This is a genomic window from Shinella sp. HY16 (genome assembly GCF_028534175.1).
Lineage (GTDB): Bacteria > Pseudomonadota > Alphaproteobacteria > Rhizobiales > Rhizobiaceae > Shinella.
Genome location: NZ_JAHYXL010000001.1, coordinates 2,488,525 through 2,515,084 on the forward strand (window position 1 = coordinate 2,488,525; position 26,560 = coordinate 2,515,084).

At 64.3% G+C, this 26,560-nt stretch carries 21 protein-coding genes; 16 read left to right on the forward strand and 5 right to left on the reverse strand.

What is annotated here, in order from left to right; genetic code table 11:
- Positions 1-106 precede the first annotated feature (106 nt).
- From K0P03_RS12365 to K0P03_RS12385, 5 genes are all read right to left on the reverse strand, one after another.
- Positions 107-1,216, reverse strand: a complete 1,110-nt coding sequence (locus K0P03_RS12365) for an extracellular solute-binding protein (protein ID WP_024270246.1) — start codon at positions 1,214-1,216, stop codon at positions 107-109.
- Between the two features lie 500 nt (positions 1,217-1,716).
- Positions 1,717-2,940 (reverse strand): diaminopimelate decarboxylase, encoded by a 1,224-nt coding sequence (gene lysA, locus K0P03_RS12370; RefSeq protein ID WP_272789730.1) that lies wholly within the window; start codon positions 2,938-2,940, stop codon positions 1,717-1,719.
- A gap of 87 nt (positions 2,941-3,027) precedes the next feature.
- Positions 3,028-4,203 (reverse strand): PLP-dependent transferase, encoded by a 1,176-nt coding sequence (locus tag K0P03_RS12375; protein WP_272789731.1) that lies wholly within the window; start codon positions 4,201-4,203, stop codon positions 3,028-3,030.
- A 15-nt stretch (positions 4,204-4,218) separates the two neighbouring features.
- Positions 4,219-5,583 carry an MATE family efflux transporter gene (locus K0P03_RS12380; protein WP_272789732.1) on the reverse strand — a complete coding sequence of 455 codons (1,365 nt, stop codon included), beginning with the start codon at positions 5,581-5,583 and terminating at the stop codon, positions 4,219-4,221.
- Positions 5,583-6,728 carry a GNAT family N-acetyltransferase gene (locus K0P03_RS12385; protein ID WP_272789733.1) on the reverse strand — a complete coding sequence of 382 codons (1,146 nt, stop codon included), beginning with the start codon at positions 6,726-6,728 and terminating at the stop codon, positions 5,583-5,585. The genes K0P03_RS12380 and K0P03_RS12385 overlap by 1 nt, the downstream gene beginning before the upstream one ends.
- Before the next feature lie 307 nt (positions 6,729-7,035).
- Between K0P03_RS12385 and K0P03_RS12390 the strand changes: the two genes are divergently transcribed.
- The 16 genes from K0P03_RS12390 (at position 7,036) to K0P03_RS12465 (ending at position 26,540) form a co-directional block, all read left to right on the forward strand.
- Positions 7,036-10,974 carry an amino acid adenylation domain-containing protein gene (locus K0P03_RS12390; RefSeq protein ID WP_272789734.1) on the forward strand — a complete coding sequence of 1,313 codons (3,939 nt, stop codon included), beginning with the start codon at positions 7,036-7,038 and terminating at the stop codon, positions 10,972-10,974.
- 24 nt (positions 10,975-10,998) lie between these two features.
- Positions 10,999-12,318, forward strand: coding sequence for a lysine N(6)-hydroxylase/L-ornithine N(5)-oxygenase family protein (locus K0P03_RS12395; protein ID WP_272789735.1), 1,320 nt, complete (start codon positions 10,999-11,001; stop codon positions 12,316-12,318).
- A 15-nt stretch (positions 12,319-12,333) separates the two neighbouring features.
- On the forward strand, positions 12,334-13,044 hold the full coding sequence (locus K0P03_RS12400) for a 4'-phosphopantetheinyl transferase family protein (protein WP_272789736.1): 711 nt from the start codon (positions 12,334-12,336) through the stop codon (positions 13,042-13,044).
- Positions 13,045-13,189: 145 nt separating this feature from the next.
- Entirely contained in the window at positions 13,190-13,783 is a 594-nt protein-coding gene (locus K0P03_RS12405) for a sigma-70 family RNA polymerase sigma factor (protein ID WP_272789737.1), read from the forward strand.
- A 293-nt stretch (positions 13,784-14,076) separates the two neighbouring features.
- Positions 14,077-16,206: a TonB-dependent siderophore receptor gene (locus K0P03_RS12410; RefSeq protein WP_443020546.1), complete on the forward strand. Its 2,130-nt coding sequence runs from the start codon at positions 14,077-14,079 to the stop codon at positions 16,204-16,206.
- Positions 16,207-16,655: 449 nt separating this feature from the next.
- Positions 16,656-17,621, forward strand: coding sequence for a 2-hydroxyacid dehydrogenase (locus K0P03_RS12415; RefSeq protein WP_272789739.1), 966 nt, complete (start codon positions 16,656-16,658; stop codon positions 17,619-17,621).
- 249 nt (positions 17,622-17,870) lie between these two features.
- Entirely contained in the window at positions 17,871-18,710 is an 840-nt protein-coding gene (locus K0P03_RS12420) for a cyclase family protein (RefSeq protein ID WP_272789740.1), read from the forward strand.
- 108 nt (positions 18,711-18,818) lie between these two features.
- Positions 18,819-19,169, forward strand: a complete 351-nt coding sequence (locus K0P03_RS12425; RefSeq protein ID WP_023512880.1) for a cupin domain-containing protein — start codon at positions 18,819-18,821, stop codon at positions 19,167-19,169.
- The gene (locus K0P03_RS12430) at positions 19,166-19,972 is read left to right on the forward strand and encodes an SDR family NAD(P)-dependent oxidoreductase (protein ID WP_272789741.1); all 807 of its coding nucleotides are present in this window, start codon (positions 19,166-19,168) and stop codon (positions 19,970-19,972) included. Before K0P03_RS12425 ends, K0P03_RS12430 begins: the two co-directional genes overlap by 4 nt.
- A gap of 2 nt (positions 19,973-19,974) precedes the next feature.
- Positions 19,975-20,877 (forward strand): 3-hydroxyacyl-CoA dehydrogenase family protein, encoded by a 903-nt coding sequence (locus K0P03_RS12435; protein ID WP_272789742.1) that lies wholly within the window; start codon positions 19,975-19,977, stop codon positions 20,875-20,877.
- 58 nt (positions 20,878-20,935) lie between these two features.
- On the forward strand, positions 20,936-22,216 hold the full coding sequence (locus K0P03_RS12440; protein WP_272789743.1) for an ABC transporter substrate-binding protein: 1,281 nt from the start codon (positions 20,936-20,938) through the stop codon (positions 22,214-22,216).
- Between the two features lie 54 nt (positions 22,217-22,270).
- Positions 22,271-22,999: an ABC transporter ATP-binding protein gene (locus K0P03_RS12445; RefSeq protein WP_272789744.1), complete on the forward strand. Its 729-nt coding sequence runs from the start codon at positions 22,271-22,273 to the stop codon at positions 22,997-22,999.
- Positions 22,992-23,696 carry an ABC transporter ATP-binding protein gene (locus K0P03_RS12450; protein ID WP_130519454.1) on the forward strand — a complete coding sequence of 235 codons (705 nt, stop codon included), beginning with the start codon at positions 22,992-22,994 and terminating at the stop codon, positions 23,694-23,696. Before K0P03_RS12445 ends, K0P03_RS12450 begins: the two co-directional genes overlap by 8 nt.
- A gap of 2 nt (positions 23,697-23,698) precedes the next feature.
- Positions 23,699-24,562, forward strand: coding sequence for a branched-chain amino acid ABC transporter permease (locus tag K0P03_RS12455; protein WP_024270240.1), 864 nt, complete (start codon positions 23,699-23,701; stop codon positions 24,560-24,562).
- On the forward strand, positions 24,562-25,575 hold the full coding sequence (locus K0P03_RS12460; RefSeq protein WP_272789745.1) for a branched-chain amino acid ABC transporter permease: 1,014 nt from the start codon (positions 24,562-24,564) through the stop codon (positions 25,573-25,575). Before K0P03_RS12455 ends, K0P03_RS12460 begins: the two co-directional genes overlap by 1 nt.
- A 26-nt stretch (positions 25,576-25,601) precedes the next feature.
- Positions 25,602-26,540, forward strand: coding sequence for a 3-keto-5-aminohexanoate cleavage protein (locus K0P03_RS12465; RefSeq protein WP_272789746.1), 939 nt, complete (start codon positions 25,602-25,604; stop codon positions 26,538-26,540).
- Positions 26,541-26,560: the final 20 nt, after the last annotated feature.

The following is a 26,560-nucleotide window of genomic DNA, read 5'->3' on the forward strand; positions in this document are numbered from 1 at the left end:
GGACAGTCATCGCGCACTGTTTGGTGAAATGGACGAGCCGCCTGCCCGGCTCCTGGAGCGTCGAAGCACTCCGGAGACCGGGCAGGCAGGGCCGAAACCCAGCGCGTCAGGCCGCCTTGACCTCTGCGGTCGCGCGGTCGATCATCTCGTTCTTCATGTCGCGGTTGACCGAGGAGAAGAAGATGATGCGTTCGATTTCTTCCTGCGGCAGCGTCGAAGCGAGTTTCTCGCGTTCGTTCAGCAGATCGCCAACGCCGTTTATGGTCGAGCTGTAGCCCGACTGACGGGTCATCGCCGCGCCCACTTCCGGGGTTGCGAGGATCGCGTCGAGCAGCTTGTAGGCGTTCTCGGCGTTCGGAGCGTTGTTGACCACGTTCAACGTGTAGCAGAAGCCGAACGTACCTTCCTTCGGCACGGAAAGCTTGATCGGGTGGCCGTCGATGATGAGCTTTGCCGCCGGGCCGGACCAGGAATGCGCGAGGTAGATGTCCTCGTTGATGAACATCTGCTGCACTTCCGAGCCTGCGTCATAGTACTTGCGCACCATGTCCTTGTGCTTGATCAGGAAGTCGCGCGCTTCATTGGTCGCCTTCTGGGCGATATCGGGCTTGTCGACATAGGTGGTGAAGTCACCGTCGTGGCCGAGATACTGCATGACGATCGTCATGAAGTCGCTGACGATGTAGGAGGTCTGCCCCTTGTACTGCGGATCGAACATGATCTCCCAGCTCGGCGCGTCCTTCACATAGTCGACATTGCGGGCAAGCCCTTCGTAGCCGGCGAGGATCGGCAGACCCCACAGATTGCCGTTGACGCGCGCCCAGGTGGCGTCCTGATAGGCGGTGTTAAGGTTCTTCCAGTTCGCGATCTTGCCGGTGTCGAGCGGCTGGAGCAGCTTGGAATCAATGAACTGCGAATAGCGATGGCCAGCGACGGTGACGATGTCCGTCGACGGATTGGCACCCTCGGCGGTGAGCAGGTTGTACTGCTTGCCCTGGTCGTCCGTCAGTCGGATGCGAACCTCGATACCCGTGTCGCGCTGAAACTTGTCGATGAATTCCTGCGGCAGGAACTTGTCATAGGTCGTAACGTTGAGCACGCCGTTTGCCGCCCAGGCAGGACGCGGACGGATGATGTACGGCATCGTCAAAACAGCGGCACCCGCACCGAACAGCTTCAATGCAGTTCTACGGTTGGTCATCAGCTTCTCGCTCATTCTAGTTCCCCTCTTGTTGAGCCCATGCCGAACAGTCGTTGCGGAACGACGAGCGTCTCCTTCGCACGGTGATTATCCGTACGGTGCGCAGGCCCCGAGCAACTGAAATCTATTGAAACAAGGCCTCCTCGCCCCGTCCGACATACCGAACGATATTTCCGGTAAACAGGAATTGACCTCTATATTGGACGAATGTCAAGCAGGACTGTTCAAAGAAATGACACATTTCATTGTGCACCGCACCAACACCGGGAGCGTCGCCTCATCCCGAAGACGGCGTTGAAATCGCGCTCGCTGGCAGCGGACCGGGCTCCAAAGGCGGGACCGGAAGAACCGTCATGGCCTCTCTCCGGGGCGATCCGGCACCACGATCCACAACCGAAGGCCCGCAGGATCACGGCAGGAAGCCCGCCGGACCTCGAATGTCGTTCGCCGCCGCAGTGTTCGCCGCGAACCCGGCGTGCGGCAGCGAACCAGACCGCCCCTTTTCGAAGGCGCCGCTAGATCGTCTCCAGTGCCAAAAGCTCGTCCAGCGTCTGGCGGCGGCGGATCAGACGGGCGCCCGTCTCGTCGACAAGCACTTCCGGCACATAGAGCCGGCTGTTGTAGTTCGACGACATCGTCGCGCCATAGGCCCCCGCGCCATGGAAGACCAGGTGCTCGCCGACCGCGACGTCGGGCAGGTCGCGGGGCAGCACCGTTCCGGTCTCCGTCTGGGTGAAGACGTCGCCGGATTCGCACAAGGGGCCGGCGACGATGGTCGGCCGGGTCATCGTCCGTTCCGGGATGGCGGTGATATGGTGGTAGCTGCCGTACATGGCGGGCCGGGCCAGTTCGCTGAAGCCGGCGTCGACGAGCACGAAGCGGTTGCGCCCCATGGTCTTGACGGCGCGGACTTCCGAGACGAGCACGCCGGAGTCAGCGGCGAGGTAACGGCCGGGCTCGATTTCGAGCCTGACGGCATGGCCGACATGAGCCTCGATCTCGCGGCGCGCCGCATCCCAGAGGGAGAAATAATGCGCAGGCTCGATCTCCTCCTCCCCCTCCCTGTAGGGCACGGAGAGGCCGCCGCCGGCCGAGATGGCTTCGAGATCGGCCCCGAGATTGCGGCAAAGCGCCACCATGGCCCCGCAGACCCTCTCCAGATGACCGTAATCGACGCCGGAGCCGATATGCATGTGCAGGCCGACAAGTGTCAGGGAATATTGGCGCACCAGCGCCATGGCGTCCTGCAACTGCTCGAACCAGATGCCGTGCTTGCTGTTTTCGCCGCCGGTGTTGGTCTTGTTGCTGTGGCCGTGCCCGAAGCCGGGATTGAGGCGCAGCCAGACGCGATGGCCCGGCGAACGCTCGCCGAGTTGCCGCAGCATATCGATGGAACCGGCATTGACCTCGATCCCATCGGAAACGACGCGCTCCAGCGTCGGGCGGTCGAAGAGATCGGCGGTGAAGACGACATCGGCCGCGCCCGAGGCGTTGCCGGCGACATAACCTGCCCGCTTCGCCCGCTCGACCTCCCCGAGCGAGACGGCATCGACCCGCACGCCGGCCTTGCGCATCTCGCCGAGGATATGGATGTTCGAACAGGCTTTTTGCGCATAGCGCACGACGTCGAAGGCGGAGAGCTGTTCGATGCGGCGGCGGATGGCGGCGGCGTCATAGATCCAGAGCGGCGTTCCGTGTTCGCCGGCAAGCGCGATCAGAGTTTCGTTGGAGAGGGGCATGGTGTCTCTATGTGTCCGGGGAATGTCAAAGAGCGGAGCGGCAAGGCCGCTCCGCTCCGGGCATGATGCGGGGATCATGATACCATTCTAGCGCTTCGCCGCCAGCAAGGCTTGCGCCAGATCGGCAATGACGCTCTCCGCCTCATGCAGCCCGACATTCAGCCGGATCGTGCGGTCGCTGACGCCGAAGCGCGCAAAGACGTTGGTTTCCGGCGAGATGCTGAGCGCAGCCTTGGCCGGCACGACGAGGCTTTCCGGCCCGCCCCAGCTCACCCCGATGCGCACCAGGCGCAGCGCGTCGACGAAGGCGGCGACGTCGATGCGGTCCGAGACCGCGAAGGAGAACAGGCCGCCGAAGCCGCGGAAGGTGGCCTTGCCGGGATGGTCGTAGAAGGCGGGGTGCATGATATCGGTGACGTCCTCGTGCGCCTGAAGCCAGGAGGCGACGGCAAGGCCGGCCTCGTGGTGGTGGCGCAGGCGCAGCGGCAGGGTTTCGAGGTTCCGCAGCACCAGCCATGCCTCGAAGGGCGCGAGTTTTGCGCCGGTATAGGGGTAGATCTCGCTGTTGATCCTGTCGATATGCGCCTTGGAACCCGCCACGAGGCCGGCGACCGTATCGCTCTGCCCGCCGAGATATTTCGAGGCCGCATGGATGACGAGATCGATGCCGAAATCCAGCGGGTTCTGGTAGAGCGGCGTCGCCCAGGAATTGTCGACGATGGTCACCACGCCGTGGCGGCGGGCGGCCTCGCCGATCGTCTTCAGGTCCTGCAATTCGAAGACCATGGAGGTCGGGTTTTCCAGATAGGCGAGCCGCGCGCCGGGCAGCGTGGCCAGCATCGCCTCGGTGTCCGTGCCGTCGACATAGTCGACGAGGATGCCGAAGCGTTTCAGCACCTTTTCGAAGAAGCGGAAGGCGTCGCTATAGACGTGCCGCACGGTGACGATGCGGTCGCCCGGGCCGACGAAGGCGAGCACCGCGGCCGCGATGGCGGCCATGCCGCTGGAAAAGGCGCGGGCTTCTTCCGCGCCTTCCATATCGGCGATGCGGCGCTCCAGCAGGCGCACGGTGGGATTGTCGCCGCGCGAATAGATCGGCTTTTTCGAACGGCCGGCGAAGACGTCCTCAAGCTCCTTGTAGCTTTCGAAGAGGAAGAGCGACGTCTGGTAGATCGGCGGCACGGCGGCGTCGAACGGGTCGTCGCGCAGCGGCGGCAGCGCTTCGGCATGGCGGTAGGCGTCGAATCTCGGGGTCTCGTTCATGGTGTTCCTCATAAGTCAGGAAGGGCGGATCGATGGATTGGCAAGCTGCGATGCGGCCCTAGGGATGGTGGACCATTCGTGCCGGGCGACGAAGAGGCCGAGCACGGCCGCCAGCAGGGCCGCCAGCGCAGGCGCGGCGGAAACGCCGGCAAACCCCGCCCACAGCGGCAGGAGAAGCAGCAGCGGGATGAGCAGGTAGCCCTGCGGCGCGAGCCCGACCAGGGCCGAAAGCCCCGCCCGGCCGCGCGATTGCAGCAGCACGAGCAGCACGGACTGGAAGGCCGCCAGCGGAAAGACCGGAAAGAGCGCGCGCAGCCAGGCTCCGGCCTCGCGAACGACCGCAGGGTCGTCGGTGAAGAGGCGCGCGACCGGCTCGGCGGCGACGAACAGCAGCGCCGCATAGAAAAGCGCCGCCGGCACCGTCACGGCCAGCATGAAGCGGATGACGCGCTTCAGCCGCACGGCGTCGCCCGCGCCGAAGGCGTGGCTGACGACGCTCTGCGCGCCGAGGCAAAAGCCGAGCACGGGGAGCTGGCCGAGCGTCATCAGCCGCACGGCGATGGCGGTCGCGGCGACGCCCGCATCGCCGCCGTGGACGGCAGCCTCCCGCATCAGCAGGAGAAGGCCGATGCCGGTCACCAGCGTCGTGGCGGCGGCGGGCACGCCGATTTTCCCGATCGGCCCCAGCAGGGACCAGCGGATGTTCCCGTTAAGAACGTCCACCGCGCCCCATCGGCGCAGGAAATAGACCGCATAGCAGCAGAGCGCCGCCGCAGCCGAAAGCACAGTGGCGAGGGCTGCACCGGCGGCCCCGAGGCCGAAGGCGAAGATGAAGATCGGGTCGAGCACGATGTTGAGCGCAAAACTCGCGATCAGCACGATCATCGAAAAGCGCGAATTGCCCTCGGCGATGGCGATGAAATCGCAGACCACCTGCAACAGCCCGAGCGTCAGGCCGACGGCGAGCAGCCGGCCGTAATCGAGGCCGGGCGCAAGCAGCGCTTCGCCCGCCCCGAGCGCCCCGGCAAAGGCCGGCAGGCCGAGATAGATCGGCACGGAGAGCGCAACGCCGAGCGGCACCGTGGCCGCGAGCGCCGTCATCGCGACGGAAGCGGCCCCGGCGCGGTCCCCCTCACCGAGACGGCGCGCCAGAAGCGTCGCAAGGCCGATGCCAAGCCCCTGGCCCGTGGCCCCCACCAGCAAGAAAAGCGGCATGACGAGCCCGACGCCGCCGAGCACCTCCGGCCCGAGCGCGCCGAGAAAGAGCGCATTGACCGCATGGTGCCCGGCATTGGCGGCAAGGCCCGCCACCGCCGGCAGCGCGACGGTCAGAACGAGCCGCACGATGCGCGGATCGTTCATGTCCACGGCGGTTTTCATCACGCGGCGTCTCGCGCCAGCGAGCCCGGAACGGGCAGGCCGTCCGGGCCGGACAGGTCGGAGAGATCGGGAGACAGCAGCCGGTCCATGAAGAAGCGCTCGCGCAGGAGCATGACGAGCAACGCCTTCTTGTGCGGGAACTGGATGTGCTTGACCTTGGCGAAGCCGGAGCGGTCGAGGTTGCGGATCTGCTGGCGATGGTGATGGATCGGCTCGCCGACGATGCGGCGGGTGCGCGCATCGGCGAGGAACATGTAGTGCATCAGCGAGGGCAGCCAGGCGCTGACGAACGCCTTGCCGCGGAAATCATCCTCGCCGATGGCCACATGCCAGCCGCGGTCGTAACCGTCCGCCTCGTAATGCGGGCCGATGCGGTCTTCCTTCGCCCAGTAGAGCTCGAAATAGCCGAAGGGCACGCCGCCGAAGGTTCCGATCAGCGGCAGGGTGCGCGGATCGGCGAGACGGCCGGCGATGAAATCGCGATGGTAGGAAAGGTCGCCGGCATCCTCCCAGATCGCCGCAACGCGCGGATCGTTCATCCAGCGATGGAAATGCGGCAGATCCGCCTCGACATCGGCGACATGGAAGCCAAGCTCCGTGTTTAGCCAGGGAATGAAGCGGCTGTAGACGCGGCCGACAGGCTTCGGCGGGCGCTGCGGATGCAGCGCGCCGTTCGTCAGCGTCGAAACTTCCGGATAGGCCGCAGGAACGCCGCCGAGCCAGGGTTTCTGCAACTGGAAGAAGGATTCCGGCCGCGCGACCAGCCGCTCGCCGTGCCGTTCGAGCGCACCGGTACCCAGAAGGCGCTGCACGAGCCCCTCGTCGGCAAGGGCGACATCCACCGCGCCGAGCGCCGGATTGCCGGCAAGCACCGTTTCCAGCACGGCGTTGACGATATCGTCGGTCGCAACGGGCGAGGCCGGCAGAGCCTCGAAGGTCAGGAGACGGGAGGACGGGCCGGCGAGATGGCCGAAGGCCACCTCCTCCCCCTCGTGCTCGACCCGAAAGCCACCAGCGGCCTTGCCCGGCAGCACGCGCAGCGGCTGGCCGCAGGCCAGCGTGTGGCTGAGCGCCCCCGTCGCCGGCAAGCGCAGGCCATCGGGCGTTTCCCGCATCGTTTCGCTGACGGCGACATAGGCGTTCATGGTGCTTCTCCACTCTCGAAACCGGGGCGCGACCGGCGATTCATACGCGGTCACTGGTTTGGCAATGACGAATGAGGCCATGTCGAATTCAGAATATTTTTTGATTTTTCTCTGAATTCACGCAGCGCTCATTCGTCATTGGGTCGCATCGATGTAACGGCGGAGAGAATCCCAATCGATCTATGCATGAATGGCGCGAATATCGATCATATAAGCTCTATTATTACAGAAATCCCCGGGAGAATTGTATGATTATATTCGTCATGTCCATAATATATTACGATTCCATCGAGAGAACGGCGAAGAAATGACAATTCATGATCGGAACGCCAAGGCGGCAAACGACTTCGCTCCGGTGGCGAGATGTTCGCTATCGCCGGCACAGTCGCGAATCTGGCTCTTGTCGGAGACGGGCAACGAGGCCGTCTACGGACGGCAAATTCTTGCCGTTACCTTCCCGCCCGTCACCCTTGCCGCGGCGCATGCAGCCCTCGCCCTCCTGTCGCGCCTGCACCCCCTCGTCACCACGCATTTCGAGGCGCGGGCCGGCGGTGCGGTGCAGCAGGTCCTGACGAGCGGCCAGAGCGTCGCCGTCGTGGAAGCGGCCAGTGCCGGCAATGCCGGGGACGCGCTGTCCGCGGCCGTTGCGGCGGAACGGAACCGCCCGGTCGATCTGGCGAGCGACAATCCGGCCCGCTTCACCCTCGTCACGGAAAACGGCGAGGCCCGCGGCGCGGTGTTTTCGCTGCATGCCGTGCTGGCCGATGCCGCAACGCTCGACCTTCTCGCGACGGATTTTCTGCACATTCTCGGCGGGGATACCCCCGCGGCGGTCGGTGGCGGCGGCGTCGCGGCCTGGATGGCCGGCAACGGCGCGCCGCGCGTTCCCGCGCAGCCGCTGGTCGATTTCTGGTTCCGGCGGCTGACGGCGCAGGACAGCGTCGCCGCGCTCGTCCCGCAGGCCGTCGGGCGCGATCTCGTCGACGAGATCTGGGCCGAACACCGGCTGGATGCGCCGGTCTCACCAACACAATCGACCGAGGAGACGGCGCGCGACGTGCTCGCGGCGCTCGGCATCGCGCTTCGCCGGCATTCCGGCCACGGCGCGCAGCGCATCGGCCTCGTCACTCGGCCGTCCGCGCCGGAAATCGCCGCCCGCAGCGAGGACGTGCTGGTGCTGACGACGGCGCTCACCGGGGCCATGACCCTCGCCGACGCCCGCGCCGCCTTCGAGGCGGAGATCGCCACGGCGGCCGGGCAGTCCGTGCCGTTCGAAGCGCTTGCCGACGCGCTGCTGCGCCGCGACGAAAGTTTCGACACGACGAGCCTCGCCAGGACGATCCTCGACGTGCGCCCGCCCTTCCGCTTTGCCGAATTGGCCGGCGTGCGCGCCGTCGCGGAACCGCCGGCCCGCCGCGATGCGGAGCTGGTGGTGACCGTCTCGCGCCTTTCCGCCGAGCGGCTGTCCATCGGCTTCGGCTTCGATCCGCAAAAGCTCGACCGCAAGCAGGTCGCCCGCTTCGCCGACGATCTGGCGATTGCGCTTGCGCGCCTCGCCAGCCACCCGGACGAGCCGATTAGGCACATCCCCTTCGTTTCGCGTGAAGAACTGGACCGGCTCTCCGCGCCCTACCCGGATACGCCCGCGCCCGACGACGGCACGCCCATCCACGAGGTCATCGCCGCGCAGGCCCGCCGCCGGCCGCATGCCTTCGCCGTTGCGCAGGGCGAGCGTTCCGTCAACCACGGCGACCTCGAAACCGCCGCCAACCGGTTGGCGCACCGCCTGATCGCGCTCGGCATCGGCCCGGAAAAACGCGTCGCCATCGCGCTCGAAAAATCGGTCGACGCCATCGTCGCCATTCTCGCCGTGCTGAAATCCGGCGGCGCGTTCACGCCGGTCGAACCCGACCATCCCGAGGCGCGCAACCGGCATATCCTCACCGCGCCCGGCCTGTCGCTGGTCATCTCCCGCACGAAGCACATCGCCAACCTGCCGGGCGATATCGCCACGCCGATGCTCAACCTCGACACGACGGACCTTTCGGGCGAGGCCGAGACCGCGCCCGCCACCGTCATCGCGCCGGACCAGCTCGCCTATGTGATCTACACCTCCGGCTCGACCGGCGTGCCGAAGGGCGTGGCCGTCGAACACGGGCCGCTGGCGCACCATTGCAAGGCGACGCTGCGCATCTACGAGATGAGCGAAGACTCCTGCGAATATCCGGTGCTGCCCTTCACCTCCGACGGCGGCCACGAGCGCTGGATGGTGCCGCTGATGGCCGGCGGCGGCGTGGTTCTCGCGCCCGACAAGCTGGCGACGCCCGAGGACGCCTTCGCCATCATGGTCCGGCACGGCGTCAACAACGCCAGCCTGCCGACGAGCTATGTGCGCGGCCTTGCCGAATATGCCGGCGAGAACGCCGACATTCCCCGGCTGCGGCTCTATTCCTTCGGCGGAGAGGCGCTGTCGCAGGCCGTCTTCGACATGATCACGGAAAACCTCAAGGCCAAGCTGCTGATCAACGGCTACGGCCCGACCGAGACGATCATGACGCCGATGATCTGGAAAATCCCGGCCGGCACGCGCTTCGAGGGCGCGGTCGCGCCCATCGGCCGCGGCGTCGGCGACCGGCGCATCTATGTGCTGGACGCCGATCTCGCGCCGGTGCCCGTCGGCGGCAGCGGCGAGATCTATATCGGCGGCAGCGGCGTGGCGCGCGGCTATCTCGGCCAGCCCGAACTGACGGCCGACCGCTTCATCCCCGATCCGTTCTCCGGCAGCGGCCGGCTCTACAAATCCGGCGATCTCGGCCGCTGGCGCGAGGACGGCATCGTCGAATTCGCCGGGCGCGTCGACCACCAGATCAAGCTGCGCGGCTTCCGCATCGAGCCGGGCGAGATCGAGGCCGTGCTGCGCGCCGATCCGCGCGTCGCCGAGGCCGTGGTGCTGCTGCACAACGAGGGCGGGCGCAGCTTCCTCGTCGCCTATGTGGTGCCGCGCGAGGGCGAGGCGCTGAGCGTGACGGACCTGCGCCGCGCCACTGTGGCCGCTCTGCCCGATTACATGGTGCCGCAGACCATCATGCTGATCGACGCCCTGCCCATGGGCCCGAACAGCAAGCTGGACCGCGCCGCCCTGCCCGCCCCGCGCATCGAGCGGGCGCTGGTTCCGCCGGTGGGCGAGAAGGAGACGGCGATCCTCTCGGTCTGGCAGGATATTCTCGATATCGGCGAGATCGGCGTCACCGAAAACTTCTTCGAGATCGGCGGGCAATCGCTGGCGGCGGTGCGCATCGTCTCGCGCCTGAAGATGCGCCATCCCGAATGGCCGCTGTCGATCGCCGACATGTTCAACCACCCGACCATCCGCGACCTTGCGCTCGCCATCGAGGGCGGCCGCGACGAGGCGGGCGTCGATGTGGTCTATCTCCGGCGGAACGGTGAGAAGCCGGTGCTCTACTGCTTTCCGGGCCTGCTCGTCAGCACCCGCGAATATATGCGGCTGGTGGATTATCTCGGCCCCGACCAGCCGGCGACCGGCTTCATCTGCTACTCGCTGACCGAGACCAAGACGCTGAGCACCCGCGTCGAGGACATCACGGCGCGCTATGCGGAGGCCGTGCGGCGGCAGGCCAAGGGCCGGCCCTGCGCCTTCCTCGGCTGGTCCTGGGGCGGCCTGCTCGCCTACGAGGCCGCGCGTCAGCTCGGCAACGACATCGATCTTAGGATGATCGGCATGGTCGACGTCTGCGACATGGACGAGGAGTTCACCGTCGGCATCCTGCCGCGCTTCGCCGAGGGTGTTCGCGCGCGGACCCATGCGGCCGTGCAGCAATGGCTTGCGACAACGCCGATGCGCGAGGACTGGAAACGCCTCTTCGCCGCCATGGATGCGGAGGTCTACGAGCAGTTCCTCTCGCATATCGTCAAGAACAACGTGACCCTGCCGACGGACGGGCCGGATATCGGCTCGGAGGAGCACACGTTCTGGATCCTCGTCGACAACGCGATGATCTTCCGCAACTACCGCCTCGCCCCGTCGGATTTCCGCATCCACGCCTTCGCCGCGGAAGATTCCCTCACCCGCGCGCTCAACGTCATCGACTGGCGTCGCTATTCGCCGAACGCCACCGCATCGGAGATCGTCACCGGCACCAACCACCTGACGATCATCGGCAAGACGCCGTTCCACCAGCGTTTCGCCCGGCGGCTGGACCAGGTTTTTACCTCTTCCCTCCTCTAACTGCCCTCATTCTGGAGTTCCATCATGACATCCCATGTGCTCAACCTCGTCGGGGCCGGTATCGGACCGTTCAACCTCAGCCTCGCCGCCCAGCTCGATTCGATCCCGGAGCTTTCGGTGCGCTTCTTCGAGCGCCGCGCCGCCTTCGCCTGGCATCCCGGCATGATGCTGCCCGGCGCGGAAATGCAGACCTCCATCCTGAAGGACCTGGTGACCGCCACCAACCCGACCAGCCCCTGGAGTTTCCTGGCCTATCTCGTGGCGCACAAGCGCTTCTACCAGTTCATCAACGCCGAGTATGAAGCCGTGCCGCGCAAGGAATTCGCCGATTATCTCGGCTGGGTGGCGCGCGGCCTCACCTCGCTGCGCTTCGGCACCAGCCTGCGCGACGTGCACCTTGCCGGCGACCGCTTCGCCATCGCCACCGACAACGAGGCCGTGCATGCGAAAAACCTCGCTGTCGGCGTCGGCAAGCTGCCGTCGCGGCCGGTCTGGGCCGAGGCACTGTCGAAATCCACGACCTTCCACAGCAGCGAGGCCGTCGCGCGGCTCGGCGAGGTGAAGGCCGGGCGGGTCGCCGTCATCGGCGGCGGGCAGAGCGGGGCGGAGATCGTCGATGCGCTGCTGGAGCGCGACGGCATTTCGGCCGTGCACTGGATCAGCCGCCGGCCGAATTTCGAGCCGCTCGACGCCACGCCCTTCACCAACGAACTGTTCACGCCGAGCTACATGGAGCGCTTCCATGGCCTTCCGGAAGAGTTGCGGCTGATCCACACGCGCCGGCAGGTGCTCGCCAGCGACGGCGTTTCCGCCTCGACGCTCAAAAAACTCTATCGCCGGCTCTATGAGCGGCAGTTCGAGGCGGGCGAAGGCGTCGATCACGGCGTTTCGCTGCGGCCCTTCCGTGACGTCATCGCCGCCGAGCAGGAAGGCGCCGAAATCACGCTGACCATGCGCAACGGTTTCGACGAGAGCATCGAGACGGTCACCGTCGACAAGGTGGTGTTCGCCACCGGCTACCGCTTCGTGCTACCGGAATTCCTGCAATCGCTGGAAAGCCGCATCGCCTTCAACTCGCTCGGCGAGCCGGTGCTGGAAAGCGATTTCTCGCTGGCGTGGGACGGCCCGCGCGAAAACCGCATCTTCGTGCTCAATGCCGGACGCCACAGCCACGGCATAGCCGAACCGCAGCTCAGCCTCGCCGCCTGGCGCAGCGCCGTCATCGCCAATGCCCTGGTCGGGCGGAACCATTTCGATCTGGTACAGGTCGATCCCGTCGTGCAGTGGGAGAGCGAAGGCGGCTCGGCGCGGCTCCCCGCGCATCTGGGCCAGGCTGCGGAATAGGTGCTCGCACCATCATTGGAAGACGCACGCGCGCAGATCGAGCTTTACAGCCTGCATCTGCGCGCGGGGCATTCCGTTCCCGACACGACGCTGAGCCCGGCCGAACGGCAGCGCGCAGCCACTTTCCGTTCGCGTGAAGCTGCCCGCTCGTTCGTCGCGGGCCGCCTGCTTTGCCGTAGCGTTCTCTCCCGGGCCACCGGCTGCGCACCGCAGTCCGTCGCCATCGCGCTCTCGCCCGAGGGGCGGCCCTATCTGCCCGATCACCCCGATATCGATTTCAATCTCTCCCGCACGGCGGACATCGTTGCACTTGCGGTAAGCCGCAACGGTCGCGTGGGCCTCGATATCGAGCAGCCGGGAAGGCTGGACGAAGCGGAGATACGCCATCTTGCGCCACTGGTACTTTCGCAAGAAGAGGCCGATTGGCTCCGGCAGTTTTCCACGTCGCAACGCCCCGCGGTATTTTTGGCTCTCTGGGCCGGCAAGGAGGCGGTCCTCAAATGTCACGGGCGCGGTCTTCTGGATGATCCGCGGCCTATCGCGACCGGCATGCCGCGCACAATTCAAGGTATACAGTCCCATACCCACAACCTTCGCGACGGCAGCCAGATCCATCGCGGTCTAGAGCCCCGGTTCATATGGGCCGTCACCATCGAAAATCCGGTGGCGGTCCCAGCCTGGCAACATCAAGATGATATCGCCTGCCTCATAAGAACACATGAATAAAAATTCAAAATCAATTAATTAACCCCCCAAAAAGAGAGCTTCCACAATTCAGCCGATATCTTGACTACAAGAATCATGTTTTATAACCTCCAGAAAAAATGAGGGGACGTTGAAATACAGCCTTGAGTTTCAAAGAGAGCCCGACATGATCGCGATCAGCAGCCCCCAGTCGACTTGCAATGAACAACTCCAATCAGCTCTTCAGGCCTATCCCAAGCTCCTCTCCGTCGCCCGCCGAATCACCGGCTGCGTCACGCTCGCGGAGGACGTCGTGCAGGACGTCCTGCTGCAACTCGTCTCCAAGCCGCTCAGCCAGGACATAGCGGTGCCAACCTCCTATGTGATGCGCATGGTGCGCAATCTCGCAACCGATCATATGCGGCGGCTGCGTTATGAAAGAGGCCTGTTTCTCGAGGAAGAGATCGGCGACAACACGTCCACCTATGGCAGCCCCGAAGAACGGCTGCGCGAAACCGAGGCCTACCAGGCCTTCCGCTGCGCGGTCGAGGCCATGCCGACGCGCACGCGCAAGTTCTATGAAGACTACTATTTCGAGGATGTCCCGCAGAAGACGATCGCTCGGGAGGCCGGCGTTTCCTGCGCGCTGGTCTGCGGCCTGCTGCGGGAGGCGCATACAAGATGCCTCGCCGCCCTGTCGCTCGAAACGGACCAGCGCCCCGCCGCCAGGCGTTCCTATCGGCAGGCCCGCACGCCACATGGCCCGGAGATGCGCGCCTGACAGACAAAATCCGCCGCCCCCGGCAATCCCGGGGCGGCGGACACTCTCACGGAGACGGCTGACCGCGATGGCGGCATCATGCGATTCGCCGCCCGGCAAGCGCCGCAGCCCATCGCTTCGGCTTGATCACAGGGCGGAAAGCAAGCCTTGCCCCGTCGAAATCGGCTCCTGCACACGTCTTCGCAACAACGCGATAAAAAAGATGACTGAACAAGTCATGTATTCTTGACGCCGGCAACGCCTGCTATATAGGGTACGCCATCTTTGTCGAAGCTGACCGGATGGGACGTCACATGAAGCATAATTCAAATAGTAATATCAATTACTTGAAGAGACACAAGCTTCATGCTTGGCGCGCTGCCACAGCGTTGGCGACCGTGCTGGCCCTGACTGGAAACGCCACCGCGCAAGAGGCGACCGCCAACCAGGACGCTGGCGGCGCGACGGAGCTCAGCGCGATTGTCATCGACGGCGCCACCAAGATCCCGACCGCGCTGATCGAGACGCCGCGAACCGTTTCGCTCATCAGCCGCGACGAGCTCGACAAGCGCGGCGTGCAGGACATCATCGAAGCCGTGCGCTACTCTGCCGGTGTCTCGACGGGCGGCTACGGTTTCGATCCGCGTTTCGACCAGATCGTTCTCCGCGGCAATGACATCACGACCACGGGCGATTACCGCGACGGCCTCCGGCAGCCCTATCTCAGCTACGGCATGCTCCGCAACGAACCCTATGCCCTCGAACAGGTCGAAGTCATCAAGGGCCCCATCTCCGTACTCTACGGTGCAGGCTCTCCGGGCGGCATCGTAAACAAGACCTCGAAAATGCCGACGGAAGAGACGATCCGCGAGGTCGGCATCCTCTACGGCACCGAGGATCGCGTTCAGGCGATGTTCGATTTCGGGGGCCCCCTGAGCGAGGAAGACAACAGCGTGCTCTACCGCATCGTCGGCCTGGCAAGACGGGGCGACACCAATTTCGACATCGCCGACGACCGCTACCTTTTCCAGCCGGCCATCACCTGGAAGCCGGACGAGGCGACCTCCCTCACCGTCTACGGCGCGGTACAGGCGGACGAGACCGACGTGGATGTCGGTGCGCTCATCGGTCCCGACGGCAAGATCCACGAGCTGCGCGGCAGCGATCCGGACTACGACTATCAGAAAGTCCGCCAGCAGCAGGTCGGCTACCAGTTCGAGCATCAGTTCGACAACGGCCTCACCTTCCGCCAGAAGCTGCGCTACTCCCATCTGAAGCTCTGGGGACGTTATCTCGGCGTCACCGACTGGATGGGCACCGTTGCCCATCGCACGCCCTATTCGCTGGGCGACGATCTCGACGTCTTCCAGGTCGACAACCAGCTGGAATACAAGTTCGACACCGGTCCGGCGACGCACACCGCCATGCTCGGCCTCGACTACAGCAATGTGAAATCGTCCTTCGGTTTCGGCTCCGGCCCAAGCGACCCGGACTACGATTTCGACCTCGCAAACCCGACCCGCGGCGTCTCCGGGCCGACGCCGGCCTATACCAGCCTCAGCGACAGCTCGATGCGGCAGCTGGGGGTCTATGTCCTCGACCAGATCGAGCTCGACAGATGGCGCTTCACGCTGGGTGGCCGGCAGACATGGGTCCAGCAGGACAAGGATTCGACGGATGTCGCTTCAGGGACGAAGACGTCCCAGAGCCTCAACAAGAACGGCTTTTCCGTTCAGCTCGGCGCCGTCTATCTCTTCGACAACGGCCTTGCGCCCTTCGCCAATTACGCGACCTCCTTCGACCCCGTGACCGAGAAGTCGAGAAGCGGCAGCATCCTCCAACCGACCGAGGGCGAGCAGTACGAGCTGGGCCTGAAGTATCAGCCGCCGGGCACGGACATCCTTCTCTCGGCAGCGCTCTACCACCTCGTCGAGAAGAACAAGCCCGTTGCCGTCGACCCGCTGAACGGTATCTACGAATCGCTGGGTGAGGTCACCAACAAGGGCCTCGAGCTGGAAGCGCGGGCCAATGTCGCCGAAGGCTTCGACGTGATCGCCGCCTACACCTACAACCATGCCGAGGTCACCGCCGGCGAGAATGTCGGCAATACACCGGCCGTGATGCCGCGCCACAGCGCCAGCCTGTGGGCGAACTACACCTTCCAGGAGGACACGTTCGCAAACGGCCTGACCGTCGGCGCCGGGCTTCGCTTCACGGGCGAGAACTATGCCGAAATCGAAAACACCAGCAAGAACAAGCCTGCGGTCTATGTCGATGCCTCCCTCACCTACGATTTCAGCGCCATCGACAAGGAATTCAATGGCCTGACGGGCAATGTCGCCGTCCGCAACATCGCCGACCGGCGCGAGACAGTCTGCAACAGCGGCTATTGCTATCTCGGTCAAGGCCGCAACATCACCGCGTCCTTGAAGTATCGCTGGTAAGGCAGAACGAGCCGCCGGCCCCCGCTCTGCCGGGTTCGGCGGGTTTCGACCGAATGATCATGACGGGTATGGCGGTTGCGCCATACCCGAACGTGCGGCCGCCGTGCCCACGTATTTTCACTTCGCTGCCACCCTTCCCCACTGATTAGCCTGAAGAGACCAGCAGCCACCATCCGGCGGCGACAACGAGCGCGCTCTGCTGTTTCGTCCCTGCCTCAAACGCATCCAAGGCCATCCAGCCTGTTCCGATTTCCAAAATCCGGAAGAGGTTTTGGAGCCTAACACAGGCATCCCATGCCGGCACGGCACATCCGGAAAGGAGGGTAGCGGACGGTCCGAAGTGGCCCCTCCTCCACGCCAAGGTTGCAACCAGATTGCGGAACACCCCAAACGAGGCTAGAGCCGGCGGAAGATATCCAGACATCTGAGCGCTTCCGGAGACTACGCCTTTGTCAAAGCCGAAAATCCTTCTCGCCTGCGACTTCACCGACCGTTTCAAACATCTCCTGTCCGAACGCTATACCCTTGTCGGGCCGTTGAGCAGCTCCTCGCCGGAGGCCTTGCCGCCCGAGGCCGGAGAGGTGCGCGCCCTCGTCACCAAGGGCGGCCTTGCCACCAGCCGGGGCATGATCGACGCCTTGCCAGCGCTCGGCGTGGTCGCGTTCTTCGGGACGGGCTACGAAGGTATCGACCTTGCGGCCGCCGGCGAGCGCAAGCTGGTCGTCACCCACAGTCCGGGCGCGAACGCCTCCAGCGTCGCCGATTTCGCCATGGGCCTCGTTCTGGCCTCGGCGCGCAACATTCTTGGCGCCGACCGGTTCGTGCGTGCCGGACAATGGCGCGGCAACAGCCTGGTGAGCCTGCCGGCAGTGCCGGGCCTCACGGGCACGAAACTCGGCATCTTCGGCTTCGGCGCCATCGGCAGGAAAGTCGCCTTGCGGGCAGCCGGTTTCGAAATGGAGATCGGCTATCACAACCGGTCCCGCAAGCCCGATATCGGCCATGCCTATTTCGAGAGCCTGACGGCGCTCGCGGAATGGTCGGATATCCTCGTCGTCGCTGCCCGCGCCGACGCATCGACCTACCACATCGTCGACGGCGCGATCCTCAACGCCCTCGGCCGCAACGGGCATGTCGTCAATGTCGCCCGCGGCTCCCTCGTCGACAGCGAGGCGCTCGCCGCCGCGCTGGAAGAAGGCAGGATCGCCGGGGCGGCGCTCGATGTCGTCGAGAACGAACCTGACATTCCCGCCCGCCTGCTCGCCGCCCCCAACCTCATCCTCTCGCCCCACATCGCCTTTGCGAGCCACTCGGCGCGCGATGCGCAGGAAGATATGGTTCTGGCCAATCTGGACGCCTTTTTCCGGGGGGACCTGGCGGCGCTCAACACCGTCCCACAGGCACGGCAGGACTGAAACGACCGCCCGGCAGGCGGAAATACGTACCGGACAGACTGAAACAGCGCCGTTCATGAGACGGCGCTGTTTGTTTTTGGCATCGCAATCCATCGCAGAGCAGCCTTGCAGCCGTCTCAAAATTTCCCGACCGCTTGACAAAAAACGATACAGATGTACCGTATAAAAGTACAGGCGCTCTGGGAGGAGCAAGCCCAATCTGGATCGAATGCTACGCCGCGCAACCGCGCCGGCGAGGAGGATTTCTGCATGTCCATCACTGTCCGCGGAATCGAATTTCAGGATAACCTCGACAACCCGATGGGGATCGAGTTCTACAATCTCTCTCACCGCTTCGGTTACCAGTGCCCGAACTGGCCCTATTTCCGGGACGTCCGTATCGAGCGCATGCACTACATGGCCAAGTCCGGCGTGCTGTCGCAGACAATCACCACCACCATGCACGTAACGACCCATATCGATGCGCCGGCACATGTGGTGCAGGGCACACCCTTCATCGATGAAGTGCCACTGCCGCACTTCTTCGGCTCGGGCATCGTTGTCTCTATCCCGAAGAAAAAGTGGGAGCCGATCACCTATGACGATCTCGAACAGGCCTGTGGTCACGCTATCCGCAAGGGCGACGTGCTGATCATCAACACGGGCTGGCACAAGCAATACGAGGACGGTGACTATTTCGCCTATTGCCCCGGCTTCGTGCCGTCGGCAGCCGACTGGATGATCGAGAAGGGCGTCAAGGTCGTCGGTCACGATACCCAGGCGAACGACCATCCGCTGGCCACCGCCATCGGCCCGCAGCGCAACGGCCCGCTGCTGCCGCATCTTGCCGAGGAATACAAGGCGTGGTCCGGCGGCCGCGACTGGAAGGACGACTTCCCCGAATGGGAACCGGTGCACCAGAAGATCTTCAAGGCAGGCATTCTCGGCATCGAGAATGCCGGTGGCGATCTCGATGCCGTCACCGGCAAGCGCTGCACCTTCGCCTTCTTCCCGATCAACTGGGACCGCGGCGACGGCTGCATCATCCGCCTCGTCGCGATGATCGACAAGGACCAGGGCTACCGCATCGAAAAGGGCGCAGCTTTCTGACCCTTTCCGGCATCCACGCGACATCTCAAGCCCGACATGCCGGGGCGCCGAGCCTCGGCATGGCCGGACCGTAAGCCAGGGGCCGCAATGGCATTTGGAGTAGACAGTATGCTCACGAAGCGTTTCAGCGCAGCGAAATCCTACGAGGCGCCCAACCATCGCGGCGTGGTGGGTTTGCGCCTGCAGGGATTCGAGGAAGGCGGGCCGGCCAACCAGTGGGTCGGGCTATCGCAGTTCCTTCCCGGCGGCGGCGCGGGCCCGGATTCCACCCCGTTCGAAAAGGTCTATGTCGTGCTCGAAGGCGAGATGACGGTAACAGTCGACGGCAGCGAGACGGTGCTCGGCCGATACGACAGTTGCACGATCCCTCCGGGGGAAGTGCGGGAGCTCGAAAACCGCTCCAACCACGTCTGCAAGATGCTGGTCGTCATCCCCTACGCATCGGGAATTCAGCCATGAGCCATGAAAGCTTCCTGAAAAATCCGGCTTCCCTGTTCGACATCCGGGGAAAGGTGGCGATCGTCACGGGTGCATCCGGCGCTTTTGGCGCACTCGCGGCGAAAATACTGGCAGGGGCCGGCGCCAGGCTGGCGCTGGTTGCCGGCAATGCCGCGGCACTCGCCGATACCGCCTCCGCCTGCCAGGAACTGGGGGCCGACGTCCTTGCCCTGAACCGCCGCCCGAGCGGCGAGACCGCCTGCGATGCGATCGTTGCCGACACCGTCGCCCGCTTCGGGCGCATCGACATCCTGGTCGTCGCCTCCGGCAAGAACGACGTCGCCAAGATCGGCGACATGACGCCGGAACGTTTTGCCGATGTCATGGACGCCAATGTCATGCAGAGCTGGCTGATGGCGCGAGCTGCCGGCAGGCAGATGCTGCAACAAGGCGAAGGCGGCAAGATCGTGCTGATGTCATCGGCCCGGGGCCTGCTCGGCCATCCCGCCGGCTACACGGCCTACTGCGCCTCCAAATCGGCCGTCGACGGCATCACCAAGGCGCTCGGCTGCGAATGGGGACCGACCGGAATCACCGTCAACGCCATCGCCCCCACCGTCTTCCGCTCGCCCCTCACCGCCTGGATGTTCGAGGATACGGAAAAGGCGCAGGAGGTACGAAGGGGCTTCCTCGCCCGTGTTCCAAAGGGCCGGCTCGGGGAGCCGGAGGATCTTGCAGGTCCCCTCCTCTTCCTCGCCTCGCGGGCTTCCGATTTCTACACCGGGCATATCCTCTATGCCGACGGCGGCTATACGGCAGGATGACCATGGCAAGAGAACGTATCGCGGTTATCGGTGCCGGCCTGATGGGTCACGGCATTGCCCAGGTCTTTGCAGTGGCCGGCCACGACGTCGCCGTTCATGATGCACAGGCAGGCGCCCTCGACGGCCTGAGAAGCCGGATCGCCGCCAATCTCGACAATCTCGACCTGCCGCGCGGACCGGAGGAGCGCGTCACCGGCTTTGCCGATGTCGCCGAATGCGTCGCCGATGCCGCGATCGTGATCGAAGCCGCACCCGAAAAGCTGGCGCTCAAGCAGGCGATCTTTGCCGACCTCGTCAGATATGCGCCGCGTCACGCGATCCTCGCCTCGAACACCTCGGTCATCCCGATAACCGATATCGCCGGAGACCTCGACACGGCGGACCGTATCCTCGGAACCCATTGGTGGAACCCGCCCTTCCTCGTGCCGCTGGTCGAGGTGGTGGGCACGGCGAGAACGGCCCCGCAGAACATCGAGGCGATGGTCGCCCTGCTGACGAGCGTCGGCAAAACGCCCGTGCATGTGCGCAAGGATGTCGCCGGGTTTGTCGGCAACCGCCTGCAGCATGCGCTCTGGCGCGAGGCGATCGCAATCGTCGCCGAGGGCATCGCCGATGCCCGCACGGTCGATACGGTGGTCAAGGCAAGTTTCGGCCGTCGGCTCGCCGTGCTGGGACCGATCGAGAACGCCGACCTTGTCGGCACGGACCTTACACTCGACATCCACGCTGTCGTGCTTCAGCACCTGAACCGCGCCGCCGAACCGTCTCCCTATCTTCGCGCGCTCGTCGAGGACGGTCGTCTGGGTATGAAATCCGGGGAGGGATTTCGAACCTGGACGGATGAGGAGGCCGACACCCTCAGGAAGGACGTCTACCGCTACCTGAAGAATTTCCGGCTGCCGTGACGCCCCGAGGCGATGCGACGCCAGCGCATTCGAATTGAGCCAATCTGGGAGGAGAACCATGCGCTCGATGAATGGAATTAGCCGCAGAACATTGATGAAATCCGGCGTGATGCTGCTCGCGGCACCGGCCGTGCTGCGCTTTACCCGCGCCTATGCCGACGAACCGGTCCTGAAAATCGGCCATGTCAGTCCGCGTACCGGACCACTTGCCGGCTTCGCCGAGGCTGACGACTACATTCTCGACGGCATCGCCAAAAGCCTGGCCAATGGCATTGAGAACAACGCCAAGACCTGGAAGATCGAGATCGTTTCCAAGGATAGCCAGTCCAACCCGAACCGCGCTGCAGAAGTGGCGGCCGATCTGATCCTCAAGGACGAGGTCGACATCATCGTGGCTGCATCCACGCCGGATACGGTCAATCCGGTCTCCGATCAGGCGGAAGCCAACGGCACGCCCTGCATTACGACCGATTGCCCCTGGCAGCCCTACTTCTTCGGCCGCAACGGCAATCCCGAAGACGGCTTCGAGAGCACCTACCACTTCTTCTGGGGTCTGGAGGACGTCGTCGGCGCGTTTCTGGCGCTCTGGGACAATCCGAACGTCGCGAGGAGTGTCGGCGGCCTGTTTCCGAACGATGCCGACGGCAATGCCTGGGGCGACCCGGAGCGCGGCTTTCCCAAGCCCCTGGCCGCGGCTGGCTACGAACTCGCCGATCCCGGCCGCTACCAGCCCACGAACGACGATTTCAGCGCTCAGATCTCCGCCTTCAAGGCCGCAGGCGCCGAGATCATCGCCGGAAACATGATCCCCCCGGATTTCGCCACGTTCTGGAGCCAGGCAGGCCAGCAGGGCCTGAAGCCGAAGATCGTCACCATCGGCAAGGCGCTCCTGTTTCCCTCGGTCATCCGGTCGCTGGGCGAGCGCGGCTTCGGGCTATCCTCGGAAATCTGGTGGTCACCCAATCATCCCTTCTCCTCGAGCCTGACCGGCGAAAGCGCCAGAGCGCTCGCCGAAGGCTATGTGACGGCGACCTCGCGGCCCTGGACCCAGCCGATCGGCTTCAAGCACGCGCTGTTCGAAGTCGTGGCCGACGTGGCCAAGCGCGCAGCCGATCTCGAGGACAGCGCCGCGATCATCGAGGCGATCAAGGCCACCAAGATGCGGACGATCGTCGGGCCTGTCGATTGGTCGAAGGGCCCGGTGAAGAACGTCACCAAGACGCCGCTGGTCGCTGGCCAATGGCAGAAATCCTCCACCGGCGAACCTGAACTCGTTGTTACCACCAACAAGACGGCGCCGGAAATCCCGGTCGGCGGCGAGCTCCAGTTGCTTGCATGATCGATCCGTCCCGTCCGCCAGGGCGGGACGCCCCTCCTCGGACCGGAGCGAACCATGGCAATTCTGGTACTGGATACCGTCAGCAAGCGTTTTGGACATCTGCAGGTCACCGACAGGGTGTCACTGTCGCTCGCCCCCGGCGAAGCGCTCGGCATCATCGGCCCCAACGGCGCCGGCAAGACGACGATCTTCAATCTGATCGCCGGGACGATCCTGCCGAATTCCGGAAAGATCATTTTCGACGGAAGGGATGTCTCGCGATTGCCGGCGCGGATGCGCTGCCATATGGGCATCGGCCGCTCTTTCCAGATCCCCCATCCCTTCATCGGCATGACGACCTATGAGAATGTGCTGATCGGCGCAGCCTTCGGCCGCCAGCGCTCCGAGCGCGACAGCGAGCAAAAGGCGATCGAGATTCTCGAACTGACAGCACTCAAGCACAAAGCCAACGTGCTTGCAGGCCAGCTCACGCTTCTTGAACGCAAGCGGCTGGAGATGGCACGCGCACTCGCCAGCGACCCCAAGCTTCTCCTGCTCGATGAGATCGCGGGCGGGCTGACGGAACCCGAATGCCGGGAACTGGTCGCTGCCATCAGAGAGGTGCGGAGCGCGGGCGTCTCGATCATCTGGATCGAGCATGTTGTGCATGCCCTCATGGCTGTGGTCGACCGCATCGCGGTCATCGATTTCGGCAAGAAGATCGCCGAGGGCGAGCCGCAGGCGGTGATGTCGAGCAAGGCGGTGCAGGAAATCTATATGGGCGTGGAGGAGGAACATGGCTGAACCGCTCCTCAAGATCCGCGGATTGAAGGCCGGCTATGGCGATTTCCAGGCGTTGTTCGGCCTCGACGTGGATGTTTTCGAGGGAGAAGTCCTGGCGCTGATCGGCGCGAACGGAGCGGGAAAATCGACGCTGATCCGCACGATAACGGGTCTGACGCCCACCGCCCGCGACATGATCACCTTCAAGGGCGAACCGATCGGCGGCATGCGGCCGGACCGCATTGCCGCGCGAGGAATCGCGCTGGTGCCCGAGGGTCGCCGGTTGTTCCGCTCGCTTTCGGTCGAGGAGAACCTGGTGATCGGCGGCGAACGCGGCAAGGCGGGGCCCTGGAATCTTGAGGCCGTCTACAGCCTGTTTCCCGCCCTCAAGGAAAAGCGCAGGAATGCGGGCACGGCCCTGTCGGGCGGCCAGCAACAGATGGTGGCGATCGGCCGCGCACTGATGGCAAATCCGGAATTGATCCTGTTCGACGAGATTTCCCTCGGGCTGGCGCCCATCGTCATCAAGGACATCTACGCCGCCTTTCCCGCCATAACCGGCACCGGCGTTTCCGTCCTGCTGGTCGAGCAGGACGTGAGCCGGGCGCTCTCCTTCGCCAGCCGCTTCATCTGCATGCAAAAAGGCAAGGTCTCGCTGACGGGCGAGCCGACATCATTCACCCGTGCGCAAATCACTGCTGCCTACTTCGGAACCTGACGATGGACTGGATCAACGCCCTTCTCCAAGGTGTCATGCTCGGCGGGCTTTATGCGCTGTTTGCAGCCGGGCTGTCGCTCATCTTCGGCGTCATGCGCCTCGTCAACATCGCCCATGGCGACCTGATCGTGCTTGCAGCGTATCTCGCGATGGTCGTGGTCGACCTCACCGGGTTTCATCCCCTGCTCTCCGCCATTCTCGTCGTGCCGCTCATGGCCGCGATTGGGTACGGCCTGCAACGCTTCCTGTTGAACCCGACCATCGGCAAGGATCTTCTGTCGCCCCTCCTGGTCACCTTCGGCATTTCGGTCATCCTTCAGAACGGCCTGCTTTCGGGTTTTACCGCCGATAGCCGCCGTCTTGCGGCCGGGTCCATCGAGACCGCGAGCCTCGAACTCCTGCCGGGCCTCAGCATCGGCGTGCTGCCGCTCCTGATGTTCTGCGTGTCGGTGGCGATCATCTTCGGGCTGGAATGGGTCTTCTTTCGCACCTCGCTCGGCCGTGCCTTCCGCGCCACCTCCGACGACGCCGAGATGGCCCAGGTCATGGTACTCGATCGGGGCCACGTCTTTGGAATGGCCATGGCGCTGTCTGCAGCCGTTGTGGCAATTGCCGGCATCTTTCTCGCGATCCGCACGAATTTCGATCCGGCTTCCGGTCCGGCACGGCTGATCTTCGGCTTCGAAGCGGTCATCATCGGCGGGCTCGGCAATCTCTGGGGCACGCTGGCTGGCGGCATCGTGCTCGGCGTCGCGCAGGCGATCGGCGCGCAAATCTCGCCCGGCTGGCAGATCCTCGCCGGGCATCTGGTCTTTTTCGCGGTTCTTGCGATCCGCCCGCGTGGTCTCTTTCCGAGGATGGATTGATGGAACAGCAGTTTGAAATCCGGCGATCCACGCCCGCAAGCCGCTTTGGCATGGTGCTGTTCGTCATTACCATCGCGGTGCTCGCCCTGGCACCCTGGTGGGCCGGCCGCGCCAATATGCGCCTGCTTGGCGAAATCTATTCCTTCATGGCGCTGGCTTGCCTGTGGAACCTTCTGGCCGGCTATACGGGGCTTGTTTCCGTGGGCCAGCAGGCCTGGGTCGGTTTTGGTGGCTATGCGCTGTTTGCGCTGGCGATGTTCCTCGGCGTGCATCCGCTTCTCGCCATCGTGATCGCGGGCTTTGCCGCCGCAATCCTCGCGCTGCCGATCGCGCCGCTGCTGTTCCGGCTCAACGGCGCCTATTTCGCAATCGGCACCTGGGTTCTGGCAGAGGTCTTCCGCCTCTCCTTCGCACAGGTCTCCACGCTCGGCGGGGGCTCGGGCTCGAGCCTGCCGACATCGGTGATCACCCAGATGACGAAGAACCGCGACCTGCGTGAAATGATGATCTACTGGACCGGGCTTGCGCTTGCCGTCGGCACGCTGCTTTTCGTCGTCCTGCTGCTCCGCTCGAAGATCGGCCTTGCGCTGACGGCGCTGCGGGACAGCGAGATCGCCTCCGACAGCCTTGGCATCAGCGGCCAGCGCACCAAGCTCGGGGTCTACGTCGCCGTCTCCGGCATCACCGCCATGATCGGCGCCTTCATCTTCCTCCAGAAGCTGCGCATCTCTCCGGATGCAGCCTTCAGCGTCAACGACTGGACGGCCTATGTCATCTTCATCGCCGTCATTGGCGGAATCGGCACGATCGAAGGGCCTATCATCGGCACGATCCTGTTCTTCCTGCTGCGGGAGACGCTCGCCGATCTCGGCACCGCCTACCTCATGATCCTCGGCGCCGTAGCCATCGTCATCATGCTCAAGGCGCCGAAGGGGATCTGGGGAATCTTCGCCGAAAAAACGGGTTTGAGCCTTGCACCGATCCGCCGTCACGTCGTCTTCCACGGCAAGTGACGGCCAGACTTTGAAAGGAACCACACATGAGCGACCTGTCGAAGAAAGTCATCATCACCTGCGCGGTAACCGGCGGCATCCATACGCCGACCATGTCGGACGCACTCCCCCTCACCCCCGACGACATTGCCCGGCAATCGATCGAGGCGGCCGAGGCAGGCGCATCGATCCTGCACCTGCACGCGCGCGATCCGCAGGACGGGCGGCCGACGCCCGACCCCGACGTCTTCATGCAATTCCTGCCGCGCATCAAGCAGGCAACCGACGCCGTCATCAACATCACAACAGGTGGCGGCCTCAACATGACAGTCGAGCAACGGCTTGCAGCGCCCCTCATCGCCAAGCCCGAAATGTGCTCATTGAACATGGGGTCGATGAATTTTGGGATCTACCCGCTCGCGGACCGCTACTCGAGCTGGAAACATGTATGGGAGGAGCCGTACCTGCGCGGTACGGACGATTTCATTTTCCGCAACACGTTTCGGGATATCGAGCGCATCCTGAAAATTCTCGGTGAGGAGCACGGCACGAAGTTCGAACACGAATGCTACGATGTCGGCCATCTCTACAATCTGGCCCATTTCGTCGATCGGGGGCTCGTGAAAGGGCCATTCTTCGTTCAGATGATTTTCGGCATCCTGGGCGGTATCGGTCCCGACCTGGAGAACCTCATGTTCATGAAGCGGACCGCCGACAAGCTTTTCGGCGATCAATATCGCTGGTCGGTTCTGGCGGCCGGGCGATTCCAGATGCCGTTTGCAACGCAGTCGGCAATGCTTGGCGGCTCGGTTCGCGTGGGCCTGGAAGACTCCCTCTACATCGGGCGCGGCAAGCTCGCGAAATCCAATGCGGAGCAGGTTGGCAAGATCAAGACAATCCTGCAAGAACTTGGTCACGAGGTCGCGACCCCGGCCGAGGCACGCCAGATCCTGGGCCTCAAAGGCGGCGATCAGGTAGGGTTCTGACCAGAGCGCAGGCCAAGACA

What these genes read in the sequence shown, in the direction of transcription:
- lysA (WP_272789730.1), bottom strand. Translation starts at nt 2,940, where the DNA reads ATGCCCCTCTCCAACGAAACTCTGATCGCGCTTGCCGGCGAACACGGA.
- K0P03_RS12445 (WP_272789744.1), top strand. Translation starts at nt 22,271, where the DNA reads ATGGCAATTCTGGTACTGGATACCGTCAGCAAGCGTTTTGGACATCTG.
- K0P03_RS12405 (WP_272789737.1), top strand. Translation starts at nt 13,190, where the DNA reads ATGATCGCGATCAGCAGCCCCCAGTCGACTTGCAATGAACAACTCCAA.
- K0P03_RS12450 (WP_130519454.1), top strand. Translation starts at nt 22,992, where the DNA reads ATGGCTGAACCGCTCCTCAAGATCCGCGGATTGAAGGCCGGCTATGGC.
- K0P03_RS12420 (WP_272789740.1), top strand. Translation starts at nt 17,871, where the DNA reads ATGTCCATCACTGTCCGCGGAATCGAATTTCAGGATAACCTCGACAAC.
- K0P03_RS12365 (WP_024270246.1), bottom strand. Translation starts at nt 1,216, where the DNA reads ATGAGCGAGAAGCTGATGACCAACCGTAGAACTGCATTGAAGCTGTTC.
- K0P03_RS12430 (WP_272789741.1), top strand. Translation starts at nt 19,166, where the DNA reads ATGAGCCATGAAAGCTTCCTGAAAAATCCGGCTTCCCTGTTCGACATC.
- K0P03_RS12410 (WP_443020546.1), top strand. Translation starts at nt 14,077, where the DNA reads ATGAAGCATAATTCAAATAGTAATATCAATTACTTGAAGAGACACAAG.
- K0P03_RS12385 (WP_272789733.1), bottom strand. Translation starts at nt 6,728, where the DNA reads ATGAACGCCTATGTCGCCGTCAGCGAAACGATGCGGGAAACGCCCGAT.
- K0P03_RS12395 (WP_272789735.1), top strand. Translation starts at nt 10,999, where the DNA reads ATGACATCCCATGTGCTCAACCTCGTCGGGGCCGGTATCGGACCGTTC.
- K0P03_RS12465 (WP_272789746.1), top strand. Translation starts at nt 25,602, where the DNA reads ATGAGCGACCTGTCGAAGAAAGTCATCATCACCTGCGCGGTAACCGGC.
- K0P03_RS12380 (WP_272789732.1), bottom strand. Translation starts at nt 5,583, where the DNA reads ATGAAAACCGCCGTGGACATGAACGATCCGCGCATCGTGCGGCTCGTT.
- K0P03_RS12425 (WP_023512880.1), top strand. Translation starts at nt 18,819, where the DNA reads ATGCTCACGAAGCGTTTCAGCGCAGCGAAATCCTACGAGGCGCCCAAC.
- K0P03_RS12435 (WP_272789742.1), top strand. Translation starts at nt 19,975, where the DNA reads ATGGCAAGAGAACGTATCGCGGTTATCGGTGCCGGCCTGATGGGTCAC.
- K0P03_RS12455 (WP_024270240.1), top strand. Translation starts at nt 23,699, where the DNA reads ATGGACTGGATCAACGCCCTTCTCCAAGGTGTCATGCTCGGCGGGCTT.
- K0P03_RS12460 (WP_272789745.1), top strand. Translation starts at nt 24,562, where the DNA reads ATGGAACAGCAGTTTGAAATCCGGCGATCCACGCCCGCAAGCCGCTTT.
- K0P03_RS12375 (WP_272789731.1), bottom strand. Translation starts at nt 4,203, where the DNA reads ATGAACGAGACCCCGAGATTCGACGCCTACCGCCATGCCGAAGCGCTG.
- K0P03_RS12390 (WP_272789734.1), top strand. Translation starts at nt 7,036, where the DNA reads ATGACAATTCATGATCGGAACGCCAAGGCGGCAAACGACTTCGCTCCG.
- K0P03_RS12440 (WP_272789743.1), top strand. Translation starts at nt 20,936, where the DNA reads ATGCGCTCGATGAATGGAATTAGCCGCAGAACATTGATGAAATCCGGC.